The 18,560-nt window shown below is 74.0% G+C and carries 16 protein-coding genes; 5 read left to right on the top strand and 11 right to left on the bottom strand.

What is annotated here, in order from left to right; translation table 11 throughout:
- Positions 1-315 precede the first annotated feature (315 nt).
- From AC3ET4_RS08065 to AC3ET4_RS08055, 3 genes are all read right to left on the bottom strand, one after another.
- A complete protein-coding gene (locus AC3ET4_RS08065) occupies positions 316-1,557 on the bottom strand; it encodes an HRDC domain-containing protein (RefSeq protein WP_431947451.1) in 1,242 nt (413 codons plus the stop codon).
- Between the two features lie 79 nt (positions 1,558-1,636).
- Positions 1,637-2,299 carry a response regulator transcription factor gene (locus AC3ET4_RS08060; protein WP_018563211.1) on the bottom strand — a complete coding sequence of 221 codons (663 nt, stop codon included), beginning with the start codon at positions 2,297-2,299 and terminating at the stop codon, positions 1,637-1,639.
- Positions 2,300-2,545: 246 nt separating this feature from the next.
- Positions 2,546-3,193 carry a DUF3000 domain-containing protein gene (locus tag AC3ET4_RS08055; RefSeq protein WP_431947448.1) on the bottom strand — a complete coding sequence of 216 codons (648 nt, stop codon included), beginning with the start codon at positions 3,191-3,193 and terminating at the stop codon, positions 2,546-2,548.
- 89 nt (positions 3,194-3,282) lie between these two features.
- Between AC3ET4_RS08055 and hemE the strand changes: the two genes are divergently transcribed.
- Positions 3,283-4,326 carry a uroporphyrinogen decarboxylase gene (gene hemE, locus AC3ET4_RS08050; protein WP_431947446.1) on the top strand — a complete coding sequence of 348 codons (1,044 nt, stop codon included), beginning with the start codon at positions 3,283-3,285 and terminating at the stop codon, positions 4,324-4,326.
- Positions 4,327-4,372: 46 nt separating this feature from the next.
- Here the strand turns inward: hemE and AC3ET4_RS08045 are convergent, their stop codons facing one another.
- A complete protein-coding gene (locus tag AC3ET4_RS08045) occupies positions 4,373-5,413 on the bottom strand; it encodes a DUF4349 domain-containing protein (RefSeq protein ID WP_431947444.1) in 1,041 nt (346 codons plus the stop codon).
- Positions 5,414-5,851: 438 nt separating this feature from the next.
- Between AC3ET4_RS08045 and hemG the strand changes: the two genes are divergently transcribed.
- A complete protein-coding gene (gene hemG, locus AC3ET4_RS08040) occupies positions 5,852-7,297 on the top strand; it encodes a protoporphyrinogen oxidase (protein WP_431947442.1) in 1,446 nt (481 codons plus the stop codon).
- Between the two features lie 4 nt (positions 7,298-7,301).
- Entirely contained in the window at positions 7,302-8,033 is a 732-nt protein-coding gene (hemQ, locus tag AC3ET4_RS08035) for a hydrogen peroxide-dependent heme synthase (RefSeq protein WP_431947440.1), read from the top strand.
- Between the two features lie 258 nt (positions 8,034-8,291).
- Here hemQ and AC3ET4_RS08030 read toward each other — a convergent pair whose 3' ends face one another.
- Together AC3ET4_RS08030 and AC3ET4_RS08025 are read right to left on the bottom strand one after the other, a co-directional pair.
- Positions 8,292-9,677, bottom strand: coding sequence for an MbnB/TglH/ChrH family RiPP precursor modification enzyme (locus tag AC3ET4_RS08030; RefSeq protein WP_431947438.1), 1,386 nt, complete (start codon positions 9,675-9,677; stop codon positions 8,292-8,294).
- A gap of 173 nt (positions 9,678-9,850) precedes the next feature.
- The gene (locus AC3ET4_RS08025; protein WP_431947436.1) at positions 9,851-10,531 is read right to left on the bottom strand and encodes an aminoacyl-tRNA hydrolase; all 681 of its coding nucleotides are present in this window, start codon (positions 10,529-10,531) and stop codon (positions 9,851-9,853) included.
- Positions 10,532-10,599: 68 nt separating this feature from the next.
- Here AC3ET4_RS08025 and AC3ET4_RS08020 point away from each other — a divergent pair, with 68 nt between their 5' ends.
- The gene (locus tag AC3ET4_RS08020) at positions 10,600-11,274 is read left to right on the top strand and encodes an AIM24 family protein (protein WP_431947434.1); all 675 of its coding nucleotides are present in this window, start codon (positions 10,600-10,602) and stop codon (positions 11,272-11,274) included.
- A gap of 498 nt (positions 11,275-11,772) precedes the next feature.
- Here AC3ET4_RS08020 and AC3ET4_RS08015 read toward each other — a convergent pair whose 3' ends face one another.
- The 5 genes from AC3ET4_RS08015 to AC3ET4_RS07995 all read right to left on the bottom strand — a co-directional run bounded on the left by AC3ET4_RS08015 (position 11,773) and on the right by AC3ET4_RS07995 (position 17,252).
- A complete protein-coding gene (locus AC3ET4_RS08015) occupies positions 11,773-13,854 on the bottom strand; it encodes a spermidine synthase (protein WP_431947432.1) in 2,082 nt (693 codons plus the stop codon).
- A 97-nt stretch (positions 13,855-13,951) separates the two neighbouring features.
- Complete coding sequence (msrB, locus tag AC3ET4_RS08010; protein ID WP_431947430.1) at positions 13,952-14,359, bottom strand: peptide-methionine (R)-S-oxide reductase MsrB; 408 nt, start codon at positions 14,357-14,359, stop codon at positions 13,952-13,954.
- 14 nt (positions 14,360-14,373) lie between these two features.
- Positions 14,374-15,765 carry a UDP-N-acetylmuramate--L-alanine ligase gene (murC, locus tag AC3ET4_RS08005; RefSeq protein WP_431947428.1) on the bottom strand — a complete coding sequence of 464 codons (1,392 nt, stop codon included), beginning with the start codon at positions 15,763-15,765 and terminating at the stop codon, positions 14,374-14,376.
- Between the two features lie 80 nt (positions 15,766-15,845).
- On the bottom strand, positions 15,846-16,319 hold the full coding sequence (locus AC3ET4_RS08000; RefSeq protein ID WP_431947426.1) for an indole-3-glycerol phosphate synthase: 474 nt from the start codon (positions 16,317-16,319) through the stop codon (positions 15,846-15,848).
- 174 nt (positions 16,320-16,493) lie between these two features.
- Entirely contained in the window at positions 16,494-17,252 is a 759-nt protein-coding gene (locus AC3ET4_RS07995) for a pyrimidine reductase family protein (protein ID WP_431947424.1), read from the bottom strand.
- 85 nt (positions 17,253-17,337) lie between these two features.
- Between AC3ET4_RS07995 and zapE the strand changes: the two genes are divergently transcribed.
- Complete coding sequence (gene zapE, locus AC3ET4_RS07990) at positions 17,338-18,429, top strand: cell division protein ZapE (RefSeq protein ID WP_431947422.1); 1,092 nt, start codon at positions 17,338-17,340, stop codon at positions 18,427-18,429.
- The last annotated feature ends 131 nt before the right edge of the window (positions 18,430-18,560 follow it).

Genomic DNA, 18,560 nt, shown 5'->3' with positions numbered 1-18,560 from the left:
TTTCCACACCCCTCCCGTTGTGTGGTCGCATGATGGCCGGTAGAGAGTCGGCAAGGCACTTCGGGCGACCCCGGACCGTCTCCGAACCCCCATGGCACGAGGGGGTGTGGCGGGTGGTGCCCCGGCAGGCGACGAGCGGTCGGGTGCCGGGGCCGAACGTCGTGGGGCGGCGCCGCCGGCGCGCCGAGGTGGGGGCGCCCCGGCCGAAGGCCCGGGGCGTACCCCGGCGCGGCCCCGACCCGCAACGACCGCGCGAGGCGGTCACTGACCGCCCGGGTGGGGGGGCAGCCCCGGCCGCAGGGGGCACCCTCCGGGTTACGCGGAGGGCGCCGCCGCCAGTGCCGCCGTGAGGATCGGCGTCGTGAGCTCGACCTGCCACGGACGCGCGCCGGCCTCCTGGAGGAAGGCCGCGACGGACTCGGGGCCGTGATCGCGCGGGGGCGCCCAGCACAGGCGGCGGACCGTGTCCGGGGTGACCAGGTTCTCCTGAGGGAGGTTCAGCTGCTCCGCCAGTGCCGAGACCGCCGCCCGTGCCGCGGAGAGCCGTGCGGCCGCGGCCGGGTCCTTGTCGGCCCAGGCGCGCGGCGGCGGCGGGCCGGCGTAGGCGGGGCCGGGCTGCGGCAGGTCCCGCTCGGGGAGGCTCCGGGCGTGGTCGATCGCGGCCTGCCACTGCTCCAGCTGGCGCCGCCCCATGCGGTGCCCGAACCCGGGGAGCGCGGCGAGCGCGTGCGCGTTGGGGGTGGCCTCCAGCGACGCGGTGACGATCGCCGCGTCGGTGAGGACCCGGCCCGGGGAGACGTCCCGCTCGCGGGCGATGCGGTCCCGTAGGTTCCACAGCTCGCGCACGACCGCCAACTGGCGGCGCCGGCGCACCTTGTGCATGCCGGAGGTGCGGCGCCAGGGGTCGACCCGGGGCGGGGGCGGCGGCGCCGCGGCGATGGCCGCGAACTCCTGCAACGCCCATTCCAGCTTGCCTTGCGCGCGCAGTTCCTCCTCCAGCGCGTCGCGCAGGTCCACCAGGAGCTCGACGTCGAGCGCCGCGTAGCGCAGCCACGGCTCGGGCAGCGGGCGGGTGGACCAGTCGACGGCGGAGTGCCCCTTCTCCAAGGCGTAGCCGAGGACGTTCTCCACCATCGCCCCCAGCCCGACCCGGGCGAAGCCGGCGAGGCGGCCGGCCAGCTCGGTGTCGAACAGACTGGTGGGGCGCATGCCCGCCTCGTCGAGGCACGGAAGGTCCTGGGTGGCGGCGTGCAGCACCCACTCCGTGCCGTCGAGCGCGGCGCTCAGCGCCGACAGATCCGGACAGGCGACGGGGTCGATCAGCGCGGTCCCTGCCCCGGCGCGGCGCAGCTGGACCAGATAGGCCCGCTGGCCGTAGCGGTAGCCGGATGCGCGCTCGGCGTCGACGGCGACAGGTCCGGAGCCCGCGGCGAAAGCCGCGACGACGTCGGCGAGGGCCTCCGGGCTTGCGGTCACCGGCGGGATTCCCTCGCGCGGGTCCAGCAGCGGGACCGGCGCCGGCAGTGCTTCTGTTGCGGTCTCTCGGGCGTCGGTCACCAGTCAAGAGTATCCGTGTGCGGAAGGAGCCCGCCGACGGAACGTTCCGTCGGCGGGTGCACCCGGGATATGGCGCCGCTCAGTGGATGATGCCGGTACGCAGCGCGACGGCGACCATGCCCGCGCGGTCACCGGTGCCCAGCTTGCGGGCGATCCGGGCGAGGTGGCTCTTCACGGTCAGCGCGGACAGCCCCATGGAGACGCCGATCGCCTTGTTCGACTGGCCCTCGGCGACCAGCCGGAGCACCTCCACCTCGCGGCCCGACAGCTCGCGGTACCCGCCGCCGTGGCCGGGGGCGCCCGGCGGGCGGCGCTGCAGCCGCTGCCCGGCCGGACCGAGGGGAACGGCGCCGGGCCGGCCGGGGATGCCGAGGTTGGTGCGGGTGCCGGTGACGACGTAGCCCTTCACACCGCCGGCGAGGGCGTTGCGCACGGCGCCGATGTCGTCGGCGGCGGAGAGGGCCAGGCCGTTGGGCCAGCCCGCGGCACGGGTCTCGGCGAGCAGGGTGAGCCCGGAACCGTCGGGGAGGTGTACGTCGGCGACGCAGATGTCTCGGGGGGTGCCCACCCGGGGCCTGGCCTCGGCGATGGAAGACGCCTCGATCACATCGCGCACCCCGAGCGCCCACAGGTGGCGCGTGACGGTGGAACGTACGCGGGGATCGGCGACCACCACCATCGCCGTCGGCTTGTTGGGGCGGTAGGCGACCAGGCTTGTGGGGTGCTCGAGAAGAACCGACACCGGGCCTCCTGGGACATTGGCTGGAAGGGTCACAGGTTCCTTCGGCAGCAACTTCGCCCGGCTTTAGAGAATGATCACGACTTGTTTAGTAACAATTCCGGCAATTCGGACGCGCTGTCGAGCAGCGTCGATCGAAGGTGTGAAGATCGCGGTCATCGCGTGTCAGAGCTTGTTGACGACGGTAAAGCGGCCGGCCGGCGGGCGCGGCCGTCCTCAGTGCGGCTGTGTGCGCGGCTGCGGCCGTCCTCAGCGCGGCTGCTGCGGACCGCGCCGCTTCGGCAGCGGCACCACCGAGGGGCCGCCTGCCGGGGGGCAGGAGGGCTCGGAGGGCGCGGGCGGCAGGCCCGCGCAGGTGCAGATCAGGTCGCACCAGGCCGCGATGTGGGCGGCCATGTCGGGCACCCCGCCGTTCACCGCGAGCGGCGTCCACGAGGCGCGGATCTCGATGCGGGTGGAGTCCTCCCGGCCGGCCAGCGCGCCGAAGTGGTGCGAGGAACTGCGCGAGACCGTGCCGCCCGCCTCGGTGAAGGCCGCGCCGCGGCCCTCCAGGGCGCCGGTCAGCCATGACCAGCTCACCTCGGGCAGCAGCGGGTCCGCCGCGATCTCCGGCTCCAGTTCCGCCTGGGCGAGGGTGACCAGACGGAACGCACCGTGCCAGCCCTCCTGCCCGTCGGGGTCGTAGAGCAGCACCAGGCGCCCGTCGCCGAGGTCCTCCTCGTCGACGACGACCGCTGCCTCCAGGGCGTACGCGTGCGGTGCCAGGCGCTTGGGCGGGGGAACCGGATCGAGCTCCACCTCGTGCCGTACCCGGGCGCGCAGCAGTGCGTCTACCGCGTGCTGGAACGGGAGGGGGGCGTCGTCCCCGTCCGAGAGGTGCCCATGAGCCGCTGCCATGCCCGGAAGCGTAGGCCGAAGGATGCTTGCGGTGAGGGAGGACACCCGGTCGGGCGGGTCGCCCACTTGGCGCATGCGAAGATTCGGGGGTGAGTGCGCACCAGCAGACCGCTGCTTCCCCCTTCATCCTGGCGTGCCGGCGCATGCCCGTGCCGCACACCCCCGTGTGGTTCATGCGCCAGGCCGGGCGTTCCCTCCCCGAGTACCTCAAGGTCCGCGAGGGGATCCCCATGCTCGAGTCGTGCATGCGGCCCGAGCTCGTCACCGAGATCACGCTGCAGCCCGTGCGTCGGCACAAGGTCGACGCGGCGATCTACTACAGCGACATCGTGGTGCCGCTCAAGGCCATCGGACTCGACCTCGACATCAAGCCGGGCGTCGGCCCCGTCGTCGGGCAGCCCATCCGCACCCGTGAGGATCTGCGGCGGCTGCGGCCCCTCGAGCCGGACGACGTCGCCTATGTCACCGAGGCGGTCGGCATGCTCACGGGTGAACTCGGCACGACCCCGCTGATCGGCTTCGCGGGCGCGCCCTTCACCCTGGCGAGCTACCTCGTCGAGGGCGGCCCGTCGCGCAACCACGAGCGCACCAAGGCCCTGATGTACGGCGAGCCCGAGTTGTGGGCGGAGCTCCTGGACCGCCTCGCCGACATCACCTCGGCCTTCCTGAAGGTGCAGATCGAGGCCGGCGCCAGCGCGGTGCAGCTCTTCGACTCCTGGGTCGGCGCGCTCGCCCCCGAGGACTACCGGCGCTACGTCATGCCCGCCTCGGCCAAGGTCTTCCGCGCCGTCGAGGACCACGGTGTGCCCCGCATCCACTTCGGCGTCGGCACCGGCGAGCTGCTGGGGCTCATGGGCGAGGCCGGCGCGGACGTCGTCGGCGTCGACTGGCGGGTCCCGCTGGACGAGGCCGCCCGCAGGGTGGGTCCCGGCAAGGCGCTCCAGGGCAACCTGGACCCCGCGGTCCTCTTCGCCCCGCGTGAGGCGGTCGAGAGGAAGACCCGCGAGGTCCTCGCCTCGGCGGAGGCCGCTCCCGGCCACATCTTCAACCTGGGCCACGGCGTCCTGCCCACCACGGACCCCGACGCCCTGACCCGCCTCGCGGACTTCGTCCACACCGAGACGGCCCGCTGACGCCGGTGGCCCCGCGCCGGCCGGCGCGGGGCCACCGTGTACGCCGCTACGCCCGAGGCGGAGCCTCGCCGGTGCCGTCGCCGGCGCCCGCCGGCGCGGGCACGGACACCGGCTCCAGGGGTGCGGCGGCGGTGCGCCGCGTGGGCAGCACACGGCGCAGCAGGCCGTAGCCCAGGTACCCGAGGACGGTCAGCGCGGCGAACGGCGCCACCATGGCGAGCACGACGAGAATCGCCCGCAGCGTCACGTAGAAGGCGTGCCAGCCGCTGCCGAGGGCGTCACCGACCGAGGACCAGAAGCCGTCGTCCTTCTCCGGCGCCTTCGTGACGGCCGGCTCCTGCACCTCCAGCGTGATCGTCGCCATCCCGGTACGGGCCTTGAGCGACGCCTGCTGGGCCTCGAGCGCCTCCAGGTCGGCCTGCCGGGAGCTGAGTTCGCTCTCCAGGGCGACGATGTCGCTCAACTTGGTCGCCCGGTTCATCAGCTCCCGCACCCGCGCCACGCTCGCCCGCTGCGTCTTGAGCCGGCTCTCGACGTCCACGACCTGGCCGGTGACGTCCTCGGCGGCCACCTTGCGGTTGCGCAGTGTGCCCAGCTCGGAGAGGTCCCGCAGCACGCGGTCGTAGCCGTCGGGCGGAACACGGAAGGTAAGGGTGGAGTACTCGCGGCCGTCGTCGTCCAGGCTGGTGCTCTCGTTGCCGACGTAGCCGCCCGTGCCCTCCACGAGGGTGCGCGCCTTGGCCGCGGCGCCGGGGACGTTCCTGGCCTCGACCGTCAGCGTCGCCGTGCGCACGATGTACGAGGGCGCGAGGGTCGGGTTCCTCGCCGTCCCCGCGCCGGCTCCGGCGCCGGGGTTCTTGCCGGTGGCGTTCTGCGCGTCGCCCTCAGGCGCCCGCGCGCCATCCTCCGCCGTCTGCGCGTCGGCCCGCTCGGCCGCGCCGGGAGCGGCGGCTCCGGCCTTGCTCTCCGCCGCGCTGTCGGCGCTGTCGCCCGCGCCGCAGCCGGTCAGGGTGAGGGCGGCTGCGAGGGCGAGCGCGCCCAGGGCGGCGGCGAGCGGTCTGCGACGGGCGGTGGTCGGTGTGCTCACAGGGCATCCCCCCGAAGTCCGTTGTGGCTGTCGCCGGTTCGACGGGGGAGGCGCGGGGCTGGTTTCAGCTCCGGGGTCCCGAAAAGGTCACGATCACCTCTCGGAGGATCCCCCGTCCGCACCTGCACCGCGTGCGGAGCCGTATGCGACAGGGACACGAACTCCGCACGCGCGTTGCCGGTTCACGCTGGTCGGCGGTCAGGGCCAGGAGAAGTGGGGCCTGGCAGCAGCATCCAGGGCAGTACCCCGGCGGGGTCAGCGGATGTCGCCCTCCGCAGGCGCCGCCGCCGACGCCGCGCCCGGCACCGTGCCTGCTGCAGGAGCGCTCGAAGACCAGTCGGTCCCCCTTGCCGCCGCCGCAGCTACTCGTCGCCGCGGGTGGAGGCGGGGGAGGATGTCAAGGCCAGGGCTGGTTCCGGCGTCTGAGACAGTGGAGGCATGAGCAATTCGCAGCCCCGGACCGGGCACGTGGTGGTCGTGGGCGGCGGGGTCTCGGGACTCGCCGCGGCGCGTTTCCTGCTGGAGGGCGGGGCGGCACGGGTGACCGTGCTGGAGTCGTCCGGGCGCCTGGGCGGGAAGCTGTACGCGGACGAGATCGCGGGCGTCCCGGTCGACCTGGGCGCCGAGTCGATCCTGGCCCGCCGCCCCGAGGCCGTCGACCTGGCCCGCGCGGTCGGCCTCGGCGACGACCTGGAGTCGCCCGCCACGACGAGCGCCGGCCTGTGGACGCGCGGCCGGCTGCGCCCCATGCCCAAGGGCGGCGTCATGGGCGTGCCCGGCGACCTCGGCTCGCTCGCCGCCTCCGGTGTGCTGTCGCCGGCCGGCCTCGCGCGGCTGCCGCTCGACCACCTCATGCCGCGCACCAAGGTGGGCGACGACGTGGCGGTGGGCACCTTCGTCGCCTCCCGGCTGGGCCACGAGGTCGTCGACCGGCTCGTCGACCCGCTGCTCGGCGGGGTGTACGCGGGCAACGCCTACGAGATCTCGCTGCGCGCCGCCATTCCCCAGCTCTACGAGGCCGCCCGCGGCGGGCGTTCCCTGATCGAGGCAGTCCGTGAGAGCGTGCGCAAGGCCGCCGCCGCGCGGCAGGACGGCCCGGTCTTCGCCGGCATCCGCGGCGGCGTCGGGCGTCTCCCGCTCGCCGTCGCCGAGGCCTGCCGCGCCGCCGGGGCCCGCATCGAGACCGGCGCCCCGGTCCGGACGCTGCGCCGTACCCCGGACGGCTGGCAGGTCGCCTTCGACCACGACGGCGCCCGCGAGACGCTGGCCGCGGACGCGGTCGTGCTCGCCGTGCCCGCCCCGGTGGCGGCCAAGCTGCTGGCCGCCGAGTCACCGGGGGCCGCCGCGGAGCTGTCGGCCGTGGAGTACGCCGGCGTCGCCCTGGTCACCATGGCCTTCCGGCGCCGTGACGTCGCCCACACGCTGCCCGGCAGCGGTTTCCTCGTCCCCCCGGTGGACGGGCGCACCATCAAGGCGTCCACGTTCTCCAGCCAGAAGTGGCGTTGGAGCGGCGGTTCCGACTCCGACGTCTACGTCCTGCGCACCTCGATCGGCCGGCACGGCCAGGAGGCCGACCTCGCCTGGGACGACACCGACCTCGTCCGCCTGTCCCGCGAGGACCTGGGCGAGGCCGTCGGGCTCACGGCGGCCCCCGTCGCGGCCCGGGTCACCCGCTGGGAGGGCGGTCTGCCGCAGTACCCGGTCGGCCACCTGGCCCGGGTCGCCCGGCTGCGCGAGCACGTCGCGAAACTGCCCGGCCTGGAGATGTGCGGCGCCTTCACCGAGGGCGTGGGCATCCCCGCCTGTGTCGCGAGCGCGCGCGGCGCGGCGGCGCAGGTCCTGGGCACCCTGCGGCAGGCCGTGGAACCGGACGCGGGACAATAGCCCCATGACCGACTCCACTGCTTCCGCCGTCCCCGCCAAGGCCCCCAACGTCGGCAAGAGGGCCAAGGACCTCAACGAGGTCGTCCGCTACACCCTCTGGTCGGTGTTCCGGCTGCGCGAGGTCCTCCCCGACGACCGCACCCGGTACGCGCAGGAGGTGGAGGAGCTCTTCGCACAGCTCGCCGAGAAGGACGTCACGATCCGCGGCACGTACGACCTGTCGGGGCTGCGCGCCGACGCGGACGTGATGATCTGGTGGCACTCGGAGACCTCCGACGCCCTCCAGGACGCCTACAACCGTTTCCGCCGCACCGAGCTGGGGCGCCGGCTGGAGCCCGTGTGGTCGAACATGGCCCTGCACCGCCCGGCGGAGTTCAACAAGAGCCACATCCCCGCCTTCCTCGCCGACGAGAGGCCCCGCGACTACGTCTCGGTCTACCCCTTCGTCCGGTCCTACGACTGGTACCTCCTCCCCGACGAGGACCGCCGCCGCATGCTGGCCGACCACGGCAAGATGGCGCGCGACTACCCGGACGTGCGGGCGAACACCGTGGCGTCGTTCTCGCTGGGCGACTACGAGTGGATCCTGGCGTTCGAGGCCGACGAGCTGCACCGCATCGTGGACCTGATGCGCCATCTGCGGGGTTCCGAGGCGCGTATGCACGTCCGCGAGGAGGTGCCGTTCTTCACCGGCCGCCGCAAGTCCGTGGCGGATCTGGTGGCGGGTCTGGCCTGAGCGGACGGGGGTCGCGCCCCCGTCGCGGCTGCCGTGTCGCACCGCCGTGGTGACCGCCTCCCGCACACCCGTGTACGGGAGGCGGCCCCGGCCGCAGCAGCGCGCCAGCTGCAGGCGCGGCGGGTCGTGACGCAGCTGACGACCTGACTCCGGGGCAGGACCCACGAGTTGGTGGCCTGGGCACGCCGTGCTCCCCTATCTCCCCCCGGGGCGGCCACCGCGACCGCCGCCGCGGGCAGGGAGGTGCAGGGGAGAGGTTCACAGCCGCTTCGAACGGAGCGTTTCCCGGATGCGGATCAATGCGGGTGCGGGCTGTCGTGGCGCCGGGAGGACCCGTCCGCCCAGCCAGGAGCGCCAGGCGGGGAGCGGCGCCGGACCCGACCGCTCCCGCCACCACGCGGCCAGCCGCCGGGCGGCCACGGGGTCATGGGCACCGCCCCGGCCGTCGAGGACGTACGCGGCGAAGTCCAGGGCATCGCGGCGGTAGCCGCCGGTGAGCGGCTGTACCGCGGCGTAGCGCAGGAACGCCGGCCGGTACGCGGCCCCCAGGATCTCCGGCAGCTCCGGAGCCGCCTTGGCCACGATGCCGGCGCGCTTCGCGGCCAGCGCGCGGCGCTGCACGCCGATCCGGACCCGGTCGAAGCCCTCCGGCACCGGTGTCCCGGCCACGAGTGCGGACAGCAGCGCGGTCTGCTCCAGCGCGAGGCGCTGGCGGGCCGCTTCGGACGCCGCAGGGCCCCGGGGTCCCCCGGGCTCCCCGGACACGGCCGGCGTTTCGTCCGTGAGCCCGCCCGCGCGCCCGCCCGTTCCGGCGTCCACCACGCGGCGTATCGCGCTCAGTTCGGCGTCCAACTCCGCGCCCGCGGGGAAGTCGTCGTCGCGCTCCAGCAGCACACCGGGCGGGCAGGCCCGCTCGTACAGCGCCGCCAGCACGTCCAGCACGGCCCCGGGGACGGGGTGCGCGTGGCTGTCGTGCCACACACCGTCCTTCTCGACGCCGCCCGCCACGTGGACGTAGGCGATGGCGTGCACCGGCAGCGCGTCGAGCGCCGCGAGGGGATCCTCGCCGCGGTTGACGTGGTTGGTGTGCAGATTGGCGACGTCGACGAGCAGACGCACCCCGGTCCGCTCGACGAGTTCGGCGAGGAAGGCGCCCTCGCTCATCTCCTCGTCCGGCCAGGCCAGCAGCGCCGCGATGTTCTCCAGCGCCAGCGGCACCGGCAGCGCCTCCTGCGCGATGCGCACGTTCTCGCACAGCACGTCCAGCGCGTCCCGGGTCCGCGGCACGGGCAGCAGGTGTCCCGCCTCCAGGCGCGCCGAGCCGGTGAGCTCCCCGCCGCCGCGCACGAAGGCGATGTGCTCGGTGACCAGCGGAGCGCCCAGGGCCTCCGCGCGCCGCGCGAGCGCGGCCAGCCGGTCCGGGCCGGGCCGCTCGGCGCCCCCGAGGCCGAGCGAGACACCGTGCGGGACGACCGTGACACCCCGCTCGCGCAGCCGCAGCAGGGAGTCCGGGAGGTGGCCGGGGCACACGTTCTCGGCGACCGCCTCGACCCAGTCGACGCGACCGGCCTCCGCGAGCGCCTCGACCGCCGCCGCGATCTCCGGCCGCCAGCCGATGCCCGTCCCCAGACGCGCGTGCTCCATGGGGCCCCCTTCCTCCTGCCGGGGTTCTCGCCCGGCGCGGAGCCGCTCAACCGCCGAGAAGCACCTTTCAGAGCTCGATCTGAGCTTGGGCAGCCCGGACGCGGTGAGCGCCTCCCGGTCGGCCGGCGACGCGGTGCGCACCGCCGGTGCGCCGCGTCGGGGCCCGGTGGTGCTCAGCGGCGCAGCGCGGGGTGGTCCGCGACGACGGTGGACGAGCCAGGTGCGATCTCGGTGAACCCGGCGTCCCGCACCACGGGCAGCCCGGACGCGGTGAGCGCCTCCCACTCGGCCGGCGACGCCGTGCGCACCGCCAGCGGGAAGCCCGCGTCACGCCAGTGCCCGCGCTCGGCGGGGGACAGCGCGAGCCAGGCGAGCTGGGCTCCGTGCCCGGCCTGGGCCATGGCCTTGCCGGCCGACATCGCCACCCCGGGGTTGAGCCAGAGCACCGGCGTCCCGCGGTCCGCCGCGGCGGGGGCCTCCGGGTCCTCCAGCTCCGTGCCGGACACCTGCAGGCGCGCCAGATCCTTGGGCCAGCCGTCCAGCGGCACCGGCGGGAAGACCCGGACCTCGGCGGACTTGCCGGTGACGGTGATGCCGGGCAGCGCCTCGGCCCGCCGCCACTCGGCGCCGCGCGCCCGCCGCACGACCTTGCGGATGCGGGCGTCCTCCCAACCCCGTACCGCCTCGGCCCACTCCCCGCCGACGGCGGTGACGCGCTCGTCGGAGCGCAGCAGGAGCACGGCCCGTGCGGCCGTCTCCAACGCGTCGGTGCGCGCCGGCGGGGCGGCCCGCTCGATGCGGACGACCAGGGGCAGGACGAACTGGGGTGCGGCGTCGCGAGGATCGGTTGTCACCTCGACAGTCTGCCACCCGCCGCCCGGAGGGCTTGTCGGAGCCGATCCTTCCGGGCCAGGATGCCGGGATGCGCAGCGACCTCTTCGCGACCGAGAACACGGCGCAGCCGGCCACCTCGCCCGGCATGACCCTTCAGAATGCCAAGTCGATCAAGTACGCGGTCAACGGCGAGTGCCTGGCCCGCCAGGGCTCGATGATCGCCTTCCGCGGCAACCTGCAGTTCGAGGTGAAGGGCCAGGGCGTCGGCACGTTCCTCAAGCGGGCCTTCACCGGTGAAGGCCTGCCCCTGATGGCGGTCCGCGGCCAGGGCGAGGCCTGGTTCGCGCACGAGGCCGCCAACTGCTTCGTCATCGACATCGACCCCGGCGACAGCCTCACCATCAACGGCCGCAACGTGCTGGTCTTCGACTCGACCCTCTCCTACGACATAAGGGTCGTGAAGGGCGCGGGCATGGCCGGCGGCGGCCTGTTCAACAGCGTCTTCACCGGGCACGGCCGCCTCGGCGTCATGTGCGAGGGCAACCCGATCGTCATCCCGGTCACCCCGCAGGCCCCGGTGTACGTCGACACCGACGCCGTCGTGGGCTGGAGCGCTCAGCTGCAGACCTCGCTGCACCGCTCGCAGAGCTTCGGCTCGATGCTGCGCGGCGGGTCGGGCGAGGCCGTGCAGCTGATGCTGCAGGGGGAGGGCTTCGTCATCGTCCGGCCGAGCGAGTCCAGGCCCCACCAGCCGTCCAACTGACGTGCGCCTGGAGGAGGTCGGCCGCCGGTACGGGGGCGCGGGCGGCGGGCGCTGCGCGGTGTCGACCTCCGCAGGCGAAGTGCCACAAGCCCCGCCCGAGACCGCCTCCGGGCGGCGCCGCGCCGCGACACGGTCGAACACGGCTCTCCGACGGTCGACGAACCGGACACAGCCGCCGTAGTAGCCGACCTCGAAGACCGCCCACGGCGCGGCGAGCCCCGCCATCGCGGGCAGCGCGGCCGCGCCGGGGGCACGAACTACCGCAGGAACGACATCGCGAACACCGCCGCCTTCGGGTCGGCCGGATTCATGCCGAGACCCGCGCGGCAGGCCGCCCACAGGGTCACCGCCCCGCCCGCACCCGCCGCGGCCCGCTCGGGGTCCGGGCCGCGGCGGGTGGCTGCGTGGACGCCGAGCCGGTCTCCTCGCCGCGCACGGTGGCGAAGCCGGCGCGGCGGCTGCCGAGGGAGTGCCTGATGAGCAGCGCCCCGCCATCCGTCATGGTGCGGTGGCGGGACGCTCGCGCACCAGCCGTTTTCCGCTCGCCGCCGCGTCCTGTCCGGTCTTCCCCGCGCCGTCGGCGCCGTCCGCTCCGTCCCCGGGGCCCCCGCCGCCCGTCAGGCGCATCACCACGCAGGCCCCTGCGTACAGCACGGCCACCAGGACCAGCAGCGCCCGGTAGCCGGTGAGCAGCGCCAGGTACTCCAGGGTGCCGCCGGTCAGGGCGCCCAGGAGGTTGGCGCCGAAGGCGGAGGTCGGGTCGGGCGCCTGGGCGAGGCGGTCGGAGAAGATCAGGTTGGCGCAGAAGATCGGTGCGAAGGCGAGTGCGACGGCCGCCGCCAGCCGTGCCGCGAAGGGCAGTGACAGCACGGCCTGCGCGGGGACGAGCCAGCCGACGGCGAGGGTGACGAAGAGCAGGATCTGCAGCGCCGTCTGGTTGACCCGGCGCATGCGGCGCCGTACCTCCACGGCGGCCAGCACCGCCAGCAGCACCCCGATGAAGACCAGCGCGTTCACCAGCCAGGTGGTGCCGAAGTACAGCGCGAAGCCGATGACGTTCTTCGTCTCCAGCAGCATGAAGGCCGCGCCCAGCAGGAACATGTCGGCGTAGCGCAGCGTCCCGCGCAGCCGTACCCCGGTCAGCCGCACCGAGATCACGGTGACCAGCAGGATCAGGCCGAGCGCGCCGAGGTAGAGGCTCGGCACGGTGCGGTTCAGGAGATACGGGAAGGGGTGGTCGTCGTCGGCCGGCGGAGGCACCGCCCCGCTCGCCCGCCAGACCGTCCCGCAGCTCTGGTCCGCCGGCGTCAGCCCCGCCACGAGCACCGCGGCGCGCTTGCTGTACTCCGTCATGCACGGCGCGTGCCCGAAGACCTGGTCCAGGCTTCCGGCGAAGCGGTCGATCAGCCATTGCTGCCGGTAGTAGTTGTACATGGCGAACGCGCCGCCGGGCGCGAGGTGGTCGCGGGCCGACTCGAAGGCCTGCTTGGTGAACAGGTAGCTCTCCAGTCGCAGGTTGCTCGCCCCCGACACCAGCGTCAGCGAGTCCGGCAGCGCGAGCACGATCAGGTCGTACTTCGCGTTCGTCCGCTCCAGGAAGGCCCGGCCGTCGTTGATGTGGACGTGCACCCGCGGATCGTCGTACGGCCGCGCGGGGTGCAGTTTCGCCCCGATCTCCTGCAGCCTCGGGTCGATCTCGACGGCGTCCACGTACTGCGCCCCGTTGGCCAGCGCGACGGCGACGTCGTTGCCGTTGCCCGCGCCGATGACCAGCACCTTGCCGTGCGGGTTGTCCGGGGTCTCCCGGTAGGCCTGCTCGTACGGCGAACCGGGCTTCTGGAGCACGCTCAGCGGCGCGATGCTCTGGTGCGGGACCCCGTTGGCGGCGATCTTGTACGTCCGCGAGCTGGTACCCGGTTCGGGCCGGGTCAGCTCGATCTTGTAGTACGGGGACCAGGAGACCCCTGGCGCCAGCGACTCGAAGAGCAGCGCCGTGACCATGGCCGCCAGCGGCAGCGCGTAGCGCGTCGTGTTCCGTCGGCCGCCGAGGACCAGCAGCGCCGCCGCGGCGATCAGCCCCCACGCCACGGACGGCGCGCGCAGCCACGACAGCCCGGCGAAGGCCGCCGAACCGGTCAGCGAACCGAGCAGGTCCCAGCGGTACGCCTCCAGCGAGGGCAGTTGCCGGAACAGATCAGCGGTGATCTTGCCGATCGCCGTCATGGCGACCGCCACCAGCAGGAAGATCACCGGCAGCGTCACCCACTGCGGCAGCCCGGTGGTCTTCACCGCCGTGAAGTAGATGATGTCGCCGCTGCTCTGCCGCACCTGGACGGGGAACTCCCGCACCAGCACCACGAGCACGGCGAGCGGCAGCGGCGCCCACCGCTTGAGCCACCGGCCGCGGTCCTTGGGGATCAGGAAGCCCAACCCGATCCCCAGGAACGAGCCGAGCAGGATGAAGTTGGAGAAGTAGCTCAGATGGACGACGTTCGCGCCCGCCCACCGGATCAGCGCCAGTTCGACGAAGAGCATGGTGGCGCTGGCCAGCAGCAACCTGGCCCGTACGTGGTGTTCCATGCCCGGCCACGTTGCCACCCGGCGGGCGGGGAGTCGACGGACGCGCCCCGCGCGGCGCGCGAGCCCACGCGAGGGGCGTATCCGTCGGATTTCGTGATCAGTCCGCCACGGGAGCCAGCCGCAGCGAGATCGAGTTGATGCAGTAGCGCTGGTCGGTCGGGGTGTCGTACCCCTCGCCCTCGAAGACGTGGCCCAGATGGGAACCGCACCGCGAGCAGCGGACCTCGGTGCGGACCATGCCCATCGAGCGGTCCTCGATCAGTTCGACGGCCTTGCTGTCCTTCGGGTCGTAGAAGGACGGCCAGCCGCAGTGCGACTCGAACTTCGTGTCCGAGGTGAACAGTTCGGCACCACAGGCACGGCACGCGTAGACACCTCGGGTCGTGGTGTCGGTGTACTCACCCGTGAAGGGACGCTCCGTGCCCGCCTGGCGCAGGACGGCGTACTCCTGCGGCGTCAGCTCCTGGCGCCACTGCTCCTCGGACTTGTCGACTTCGTACCCCATGGTCCTCCCTCTCCTCAGTTCTCCAGGCGCGCGAGAATGCGCGGACCGAGATCGGTCACGTCGCCCGCGCCCATGGTGAGAACAAGGTCGCCTGGCTTGGCCATTCCGGCGACGACCTCGGGGATCGCGTCCTTGTCGTGCTCCGCGGCGACGTCGGCGCCCGCGGCGCCGGCCGCCGCGATGATGAGGTCGCTGGTGATGCCGGGGATCGGGTCCTCGCGGGCCGGGTAGATGTCCAGCACCACGGAGGCGTCGGCCAGCGCGAGGGCCCGGCCCATCTCGGAGCCCAGCTCCTGCGTGCGGCTGAACAGGTGCGGCTGGAAGACCACGATGATGCGCCGGTCGCCCACCGCCTCGCGCAGGGCCTGCAGGTCGGCGGTCATCTCGGTGGGGTGGTGGGCGTAGGAGTCGATGACCTGGACGCCGCCGGCGGTCCCCTTGGTCTGCAGCCGGCGCTTCACCCCGGTGTATGTGCCGAGCGCCTTGGCCAGGCCGCTCGCCGGGACGCCCAGCGCGACGGCCGCGGCGAGGGCGGCGACCGCGTTGTGGGCGTAGTGCCGGCCGGGCACGGAGACGGTGAAGGTGTGCTCCTCGCCGCCGAGGCGGACGGTGACCTCGCTGGCCATCCCGTGCGGCGCGACCCGCAGGATGCGCACGTCGGCCTCCTCGTCCTCGCCGACGCGCACGACGGTCAGCCCCTCCCGGCCCGCCACGCGGGCGGCCAGCTCGCGCGCTCCGGCGTGCTCGCCGACGACCAGGGTGCCGCCGGGGACGATCTTGCCGACGAAGACCTCGAAGGACTCGTGGATCTCCTCCATCGACGCGTAGTTCGCGTGGTGGTCGAGTTCCACGTTCAGCACGATCGCGACCTCGGGGTCGTACTTCTGGAAGCTACGGTCGCTCTCGTCCGCCTCCGCCACGAAGATCTCGCCGGTGCCGTGGTGGGCGTTGGAGCCCGGTGCGTCCAGGTCCCCGCCGATGGCGTACGACGGGTCCAGACCCAGCGCCGCCAGGCTGACCGCGAGCATGGAGGTGGTGGTGGTCTTGCCGTGCGTGCCCGCCACCGCGATCGGACGTGAGCCCCGCATCAGCGCCGCCAGCGCGTCCGAGCGGTGCACCACCGGGACGCCGCGCTCGCGGGCCGCCACCAGCTCCGGGTTGTCGTCGCGGATGGCGCTGGAGACGACGACGCAGGTCGCGTCGGGCGCGAGGTGGGCCGCGAGGTGCCCGATGTGGACGGCCGCGCCCAGCTCGCGCAGCGCACGCGCGGTGTCGGAGTCCTTCGCGTCGCTGCCCGCGACGGCGGCGCCGCGCTGGGTCAGGATCTTCGCGATCCCCGACATCCCGGCCCCGCCGATCCCGATGAAGTGCGGGCGGTCCATGCCGGGGGGAAGGGTGGGGCTCATGCGCGGTGCTCCCTGCAGATCATGGGGTCGGTGGTCGGCCGTGCCCGATTCTTCCACCAGTCGCGGCCGTCCCGGTCCGCTCAGTCCTCCGCGTTGTGCGCGAACAGCTTCAGCACCGGCACGCCGACCCTGTGCCGGGCCCGGGACGTCCAGTCGCGGTGGAAGAACTCCTCCACCAGGTGCGGGGCGGTCAGCACGATCACCTCGTCGGCGTGGGTCTGCTCGACCACCGAGGCGAGCAACTCGATGGGGTGCCGCTCGACCACCTCGCCGACGGCCTCACAGCCCGCCTCGCGCAGCGCGGCCAGGCTGTGGTTCAGCGCGCGCTCGGCCGGCAGCAGCGCCTCGTCGCCCTCCGGGCGGTCGGGCTCGTGGACGGCCTTGTCCAGTTCGCCCAGGGCGACGTCGTCGATGGCCCGCAGCAGCCGGTCCTGGTCGCCTCGGGGCTGCATGAGGACGACGAAGGAGACGGGCTCGTCGCCGTGGAGCGAGGTGACCAGTTCCACGTCGGCGGGTACGAGGGGCTGCTCGATCATGAGTACGGTCGTGAACACGGACGCTTCCTTCTCTCTCGCGGGCCGTCGGGCCTGCCACGGAAACCATCCTGCCCCGTAGGACGCGGGGCACGTGGGGACATTGTTCCCGCACCCCGGCACGCGGCGTCCGCGCGGCGCGGGCACCGCGCCATCCGGGTGAGGCGGGCGCGCCCCGGTCGGTCCTCGGGGCGGTCAGTCGCGTACGTAGCGGGTGAACAGGAAGCCGTCCTCCTCCAGGACCGACAGCGGGCGGTACCGGGCGGGGTCGGGGATGCCGGGGCCGTTCATGATGCGCATGGCGTTCCCCGCGGTCAACAGCGGCGCGAGCGTCAGACACAGCTCGTCGACCACCCCGGCCGCGGCGAACTGGGCGAGCAGCCGCGGCCCGCCCTCGGTCAGCATCCGGCGCAGCCCGAGTGCGGTCAGCTCGCGCACCACGCGGGCCGGCTCCACGCCCGTGCCGGAGCCGGCCCGCACGACCCGCGCCCCCGCGGCCTCGGCCGCCGCCACCCGGTCGGCCGGGGCGTCCTCGCCGGTCAGCAGGAGCGTCGGCACCAGCGGCTCGGTGAACAGGGGCAGCGAGAAGTCCAGGTCGAGCCGGGCGCTCACCACGGCGATCGCGGCGGCCGGACCCTGCCCCGCCGCGGCCCGGCGGCCGGCGAAGGCCTCCCGGGCGCGGGCCGGGCGGTAGCCCTCCTGCCGCACCGTCTCCGCGCCGACGACCACGACGTCGGCCAGGGCCCGCAGCACTCCGAAGACCCGCATGTCGGCGTCCGAGGACAGCGGCTGGGAGCGGCCGTCGTGCCGTGCCGCGCCGTCCAGCGACGACACCATGTTCGCTCGCAGCCAGGGCGCCCCGCCGGCAGGCTCGGGGTACGCGTACGCGTCGGCCAGTGCCTCGGGCGTGTCGAGGGTCTCGGCGGGTGCGGGTGCGGGGAAGAGGCGGCGCATGGCTGCAGTCTTCCACGGCCCCGCGCGGTGGGGGCGGCCACACCTCGGCGGGGAAAGCCCGGGTGAGGCACTAGGCTGGAGTGCTGTGTCCTCGTCCTTCGCCGCCGCGCAAGAATCCAGTCCGATACCCGGCGGGACGCCGCCCGTGTCGCTGAGCGGACGCGAGCCGCACGTCCCCGCGGACCGGCTGGTGGCGGAGATGGTGCCGCCGCCGCGCTTCGACTCCGTACGCTTCGACAACTACCTCCCGGACCCGAAGCAGCCCAGCCAGTCCGAGGCCGTCGGGGCGCTGCGGGCCTTCGCGGAGGGGCTCGGCGCCGCCGACGGCGGCGGCCGCAAGAGATGGTTCCGGCGGCAGGCCGCGCCGTCCGCCCCGGCCGGCCCCGGCGGCGTCTACCTCGACGGCGGCTACGGCGTGGGCAAGACCCATCTGCTCGCCTCGCTGTGGCACGCCGCGCCCGCGCCGCGCGAGCAGAAGGCCTTCGGCACCTTCGTGGAGCTGACCAACCTCGTCGGCGCCCTCGGTTTCCAGCAGGCCGTTCAGGCGCTCAGCGGCCACCGGCTGGTCTGCATCGACGAGTTCGAACTCGACGACCCCGGCGACACCGTGCTCGTCTCGACCCTGCTGGGCAGGCTGGCCGACGCCGGAGTCAGACTGGCCGCGACCTCCAACACCCTGCCCGGCAAGCTCGGCGAGGGCCGTTTCGCGGCCGCCGACTTCATGCGCGAGATCCAGGGCCTGTCCGCCCGCTTCCGCTCCCTGCGCATCGACGGTGAGGACTACCGCCACCGGGGCCTGCCGAAGGCCACGCAGCCGTACACCGCCGACGAGGTGACCGCCGCCGCGGGCCGCACCCCAGGCGCCTCCCTGGACGACTTCGACGCCCTCCTCGCCCACCTCGCCCGGGTCCACCCCAGCCGCTACGGGGCGCTCTGCGACGGCGTCGAGGCGGTCTTCCTGCGCGGCGTCCGCCCGGTGGAGGACCAGGCCACCGCCCTGCGCCTGGTCGTCCTCGCCGACCGGCTCTACGACCGGGAGGTCCCCGTCATGGCCTCCGGCGAGCCCTTCGACCGCGTCTTCAGCGAGGAGATGCTCGCAGGCGGCTACCGCAAGAAGTACTTCCGGGCCATCTCCCGCCTCACCGCCCTGGCCCGCGACGCCGGGCGCGCCGCCTGACCCCCGGCCCCGAGGCCCTGGTGAGCCCGGGGCGCTCGGGCCGAGCGGGCCGCTGGTGGCCGGTGGGGCCGGCGGTCTCCGCGGGCCGGAAGCGACGCGCCGTGTTCCCCCGTGCGCGCGGCCGTGCTAGA

It is taken from the genome of Actinacidiphila sp. bgisy167 (genome assembly GCF_057707665.1).
The sequence above is the reverse complement of the archived record's forward strand: the minus strand, read 5'-3'. Positions and strand labels throughout refer to the sequence as shown.

What these genes read in the sequence shown, in the direction of transcription:
- AC3ET4_RS08055 (WP_431947448.1), bottom strand. Translation starts at nt 3,193, where the DNA reads ATGGCAGCGGCTCATGGGCACCTCTCGGACGGGGACGACGCCCCCCTC.
- hemG (WP_431947442.1), top strand. Translation starts at nt 5,852, where the DNA reads ATGAGCAATTCGCAGCCCCGGACCGGGCACGTGGTGGTCGTGGGCGGC.
- hemQ (WP_431947440.1), top strand. Translation starts at nt 7,302, where the DNA reads ATGACCGACTCCACTGCTTCCGCCGTCCCCGCCAAGGCCCCCAACGTC.
- AC3ET4_RS08030 (WP_431947438.1), bottom strand. Translation starts at nt 9,677, where the DNA reads ATGGAGCACGCGCGTCTGGGGACGGGCATCGGCTGGCGGCCGGAGATC.
- AC3ET4_RS08020 (WP_431947434.1), top strand. Translation starts at nt 10,600, where the DNA reads ATGCGCAGCGACCTCTTCGCGACCGAGAACACGGCGCAGCCGGCCACC.
- AC3ET4_RS08015 (WP_431947432.1), bottom strand. Translation starts at nt 13,854, where the DNA reads ATGGAACACCACGTACGGGCCAGGTTGCTGCTGGCCAGCGCCACCATG.
- msrB (WP_431947430.1), bottom strand. Translation starts at nt 14,359, where the DNA reads ATGGGGTACGAAGTCGACAAGTCCGAGGAGCAGTGGCGCCAGGAGCTG.
- murC (WP_431947428.1), bottom strand. Translation starts at nt 15,765, where the DNA reads ATGAGCCCCACCCTTCCCCCCGGCATGGACCGCCCGCACTTCATCGGG.
- AC3ET4_RS07995 (WP_431947424.1), bottom strand. Translation starts at nt 17,252, where the DNA reads ATGCGCCGCCTCTTCCCCGCACCCGCACCCGCCGAGACCCTCGACACG.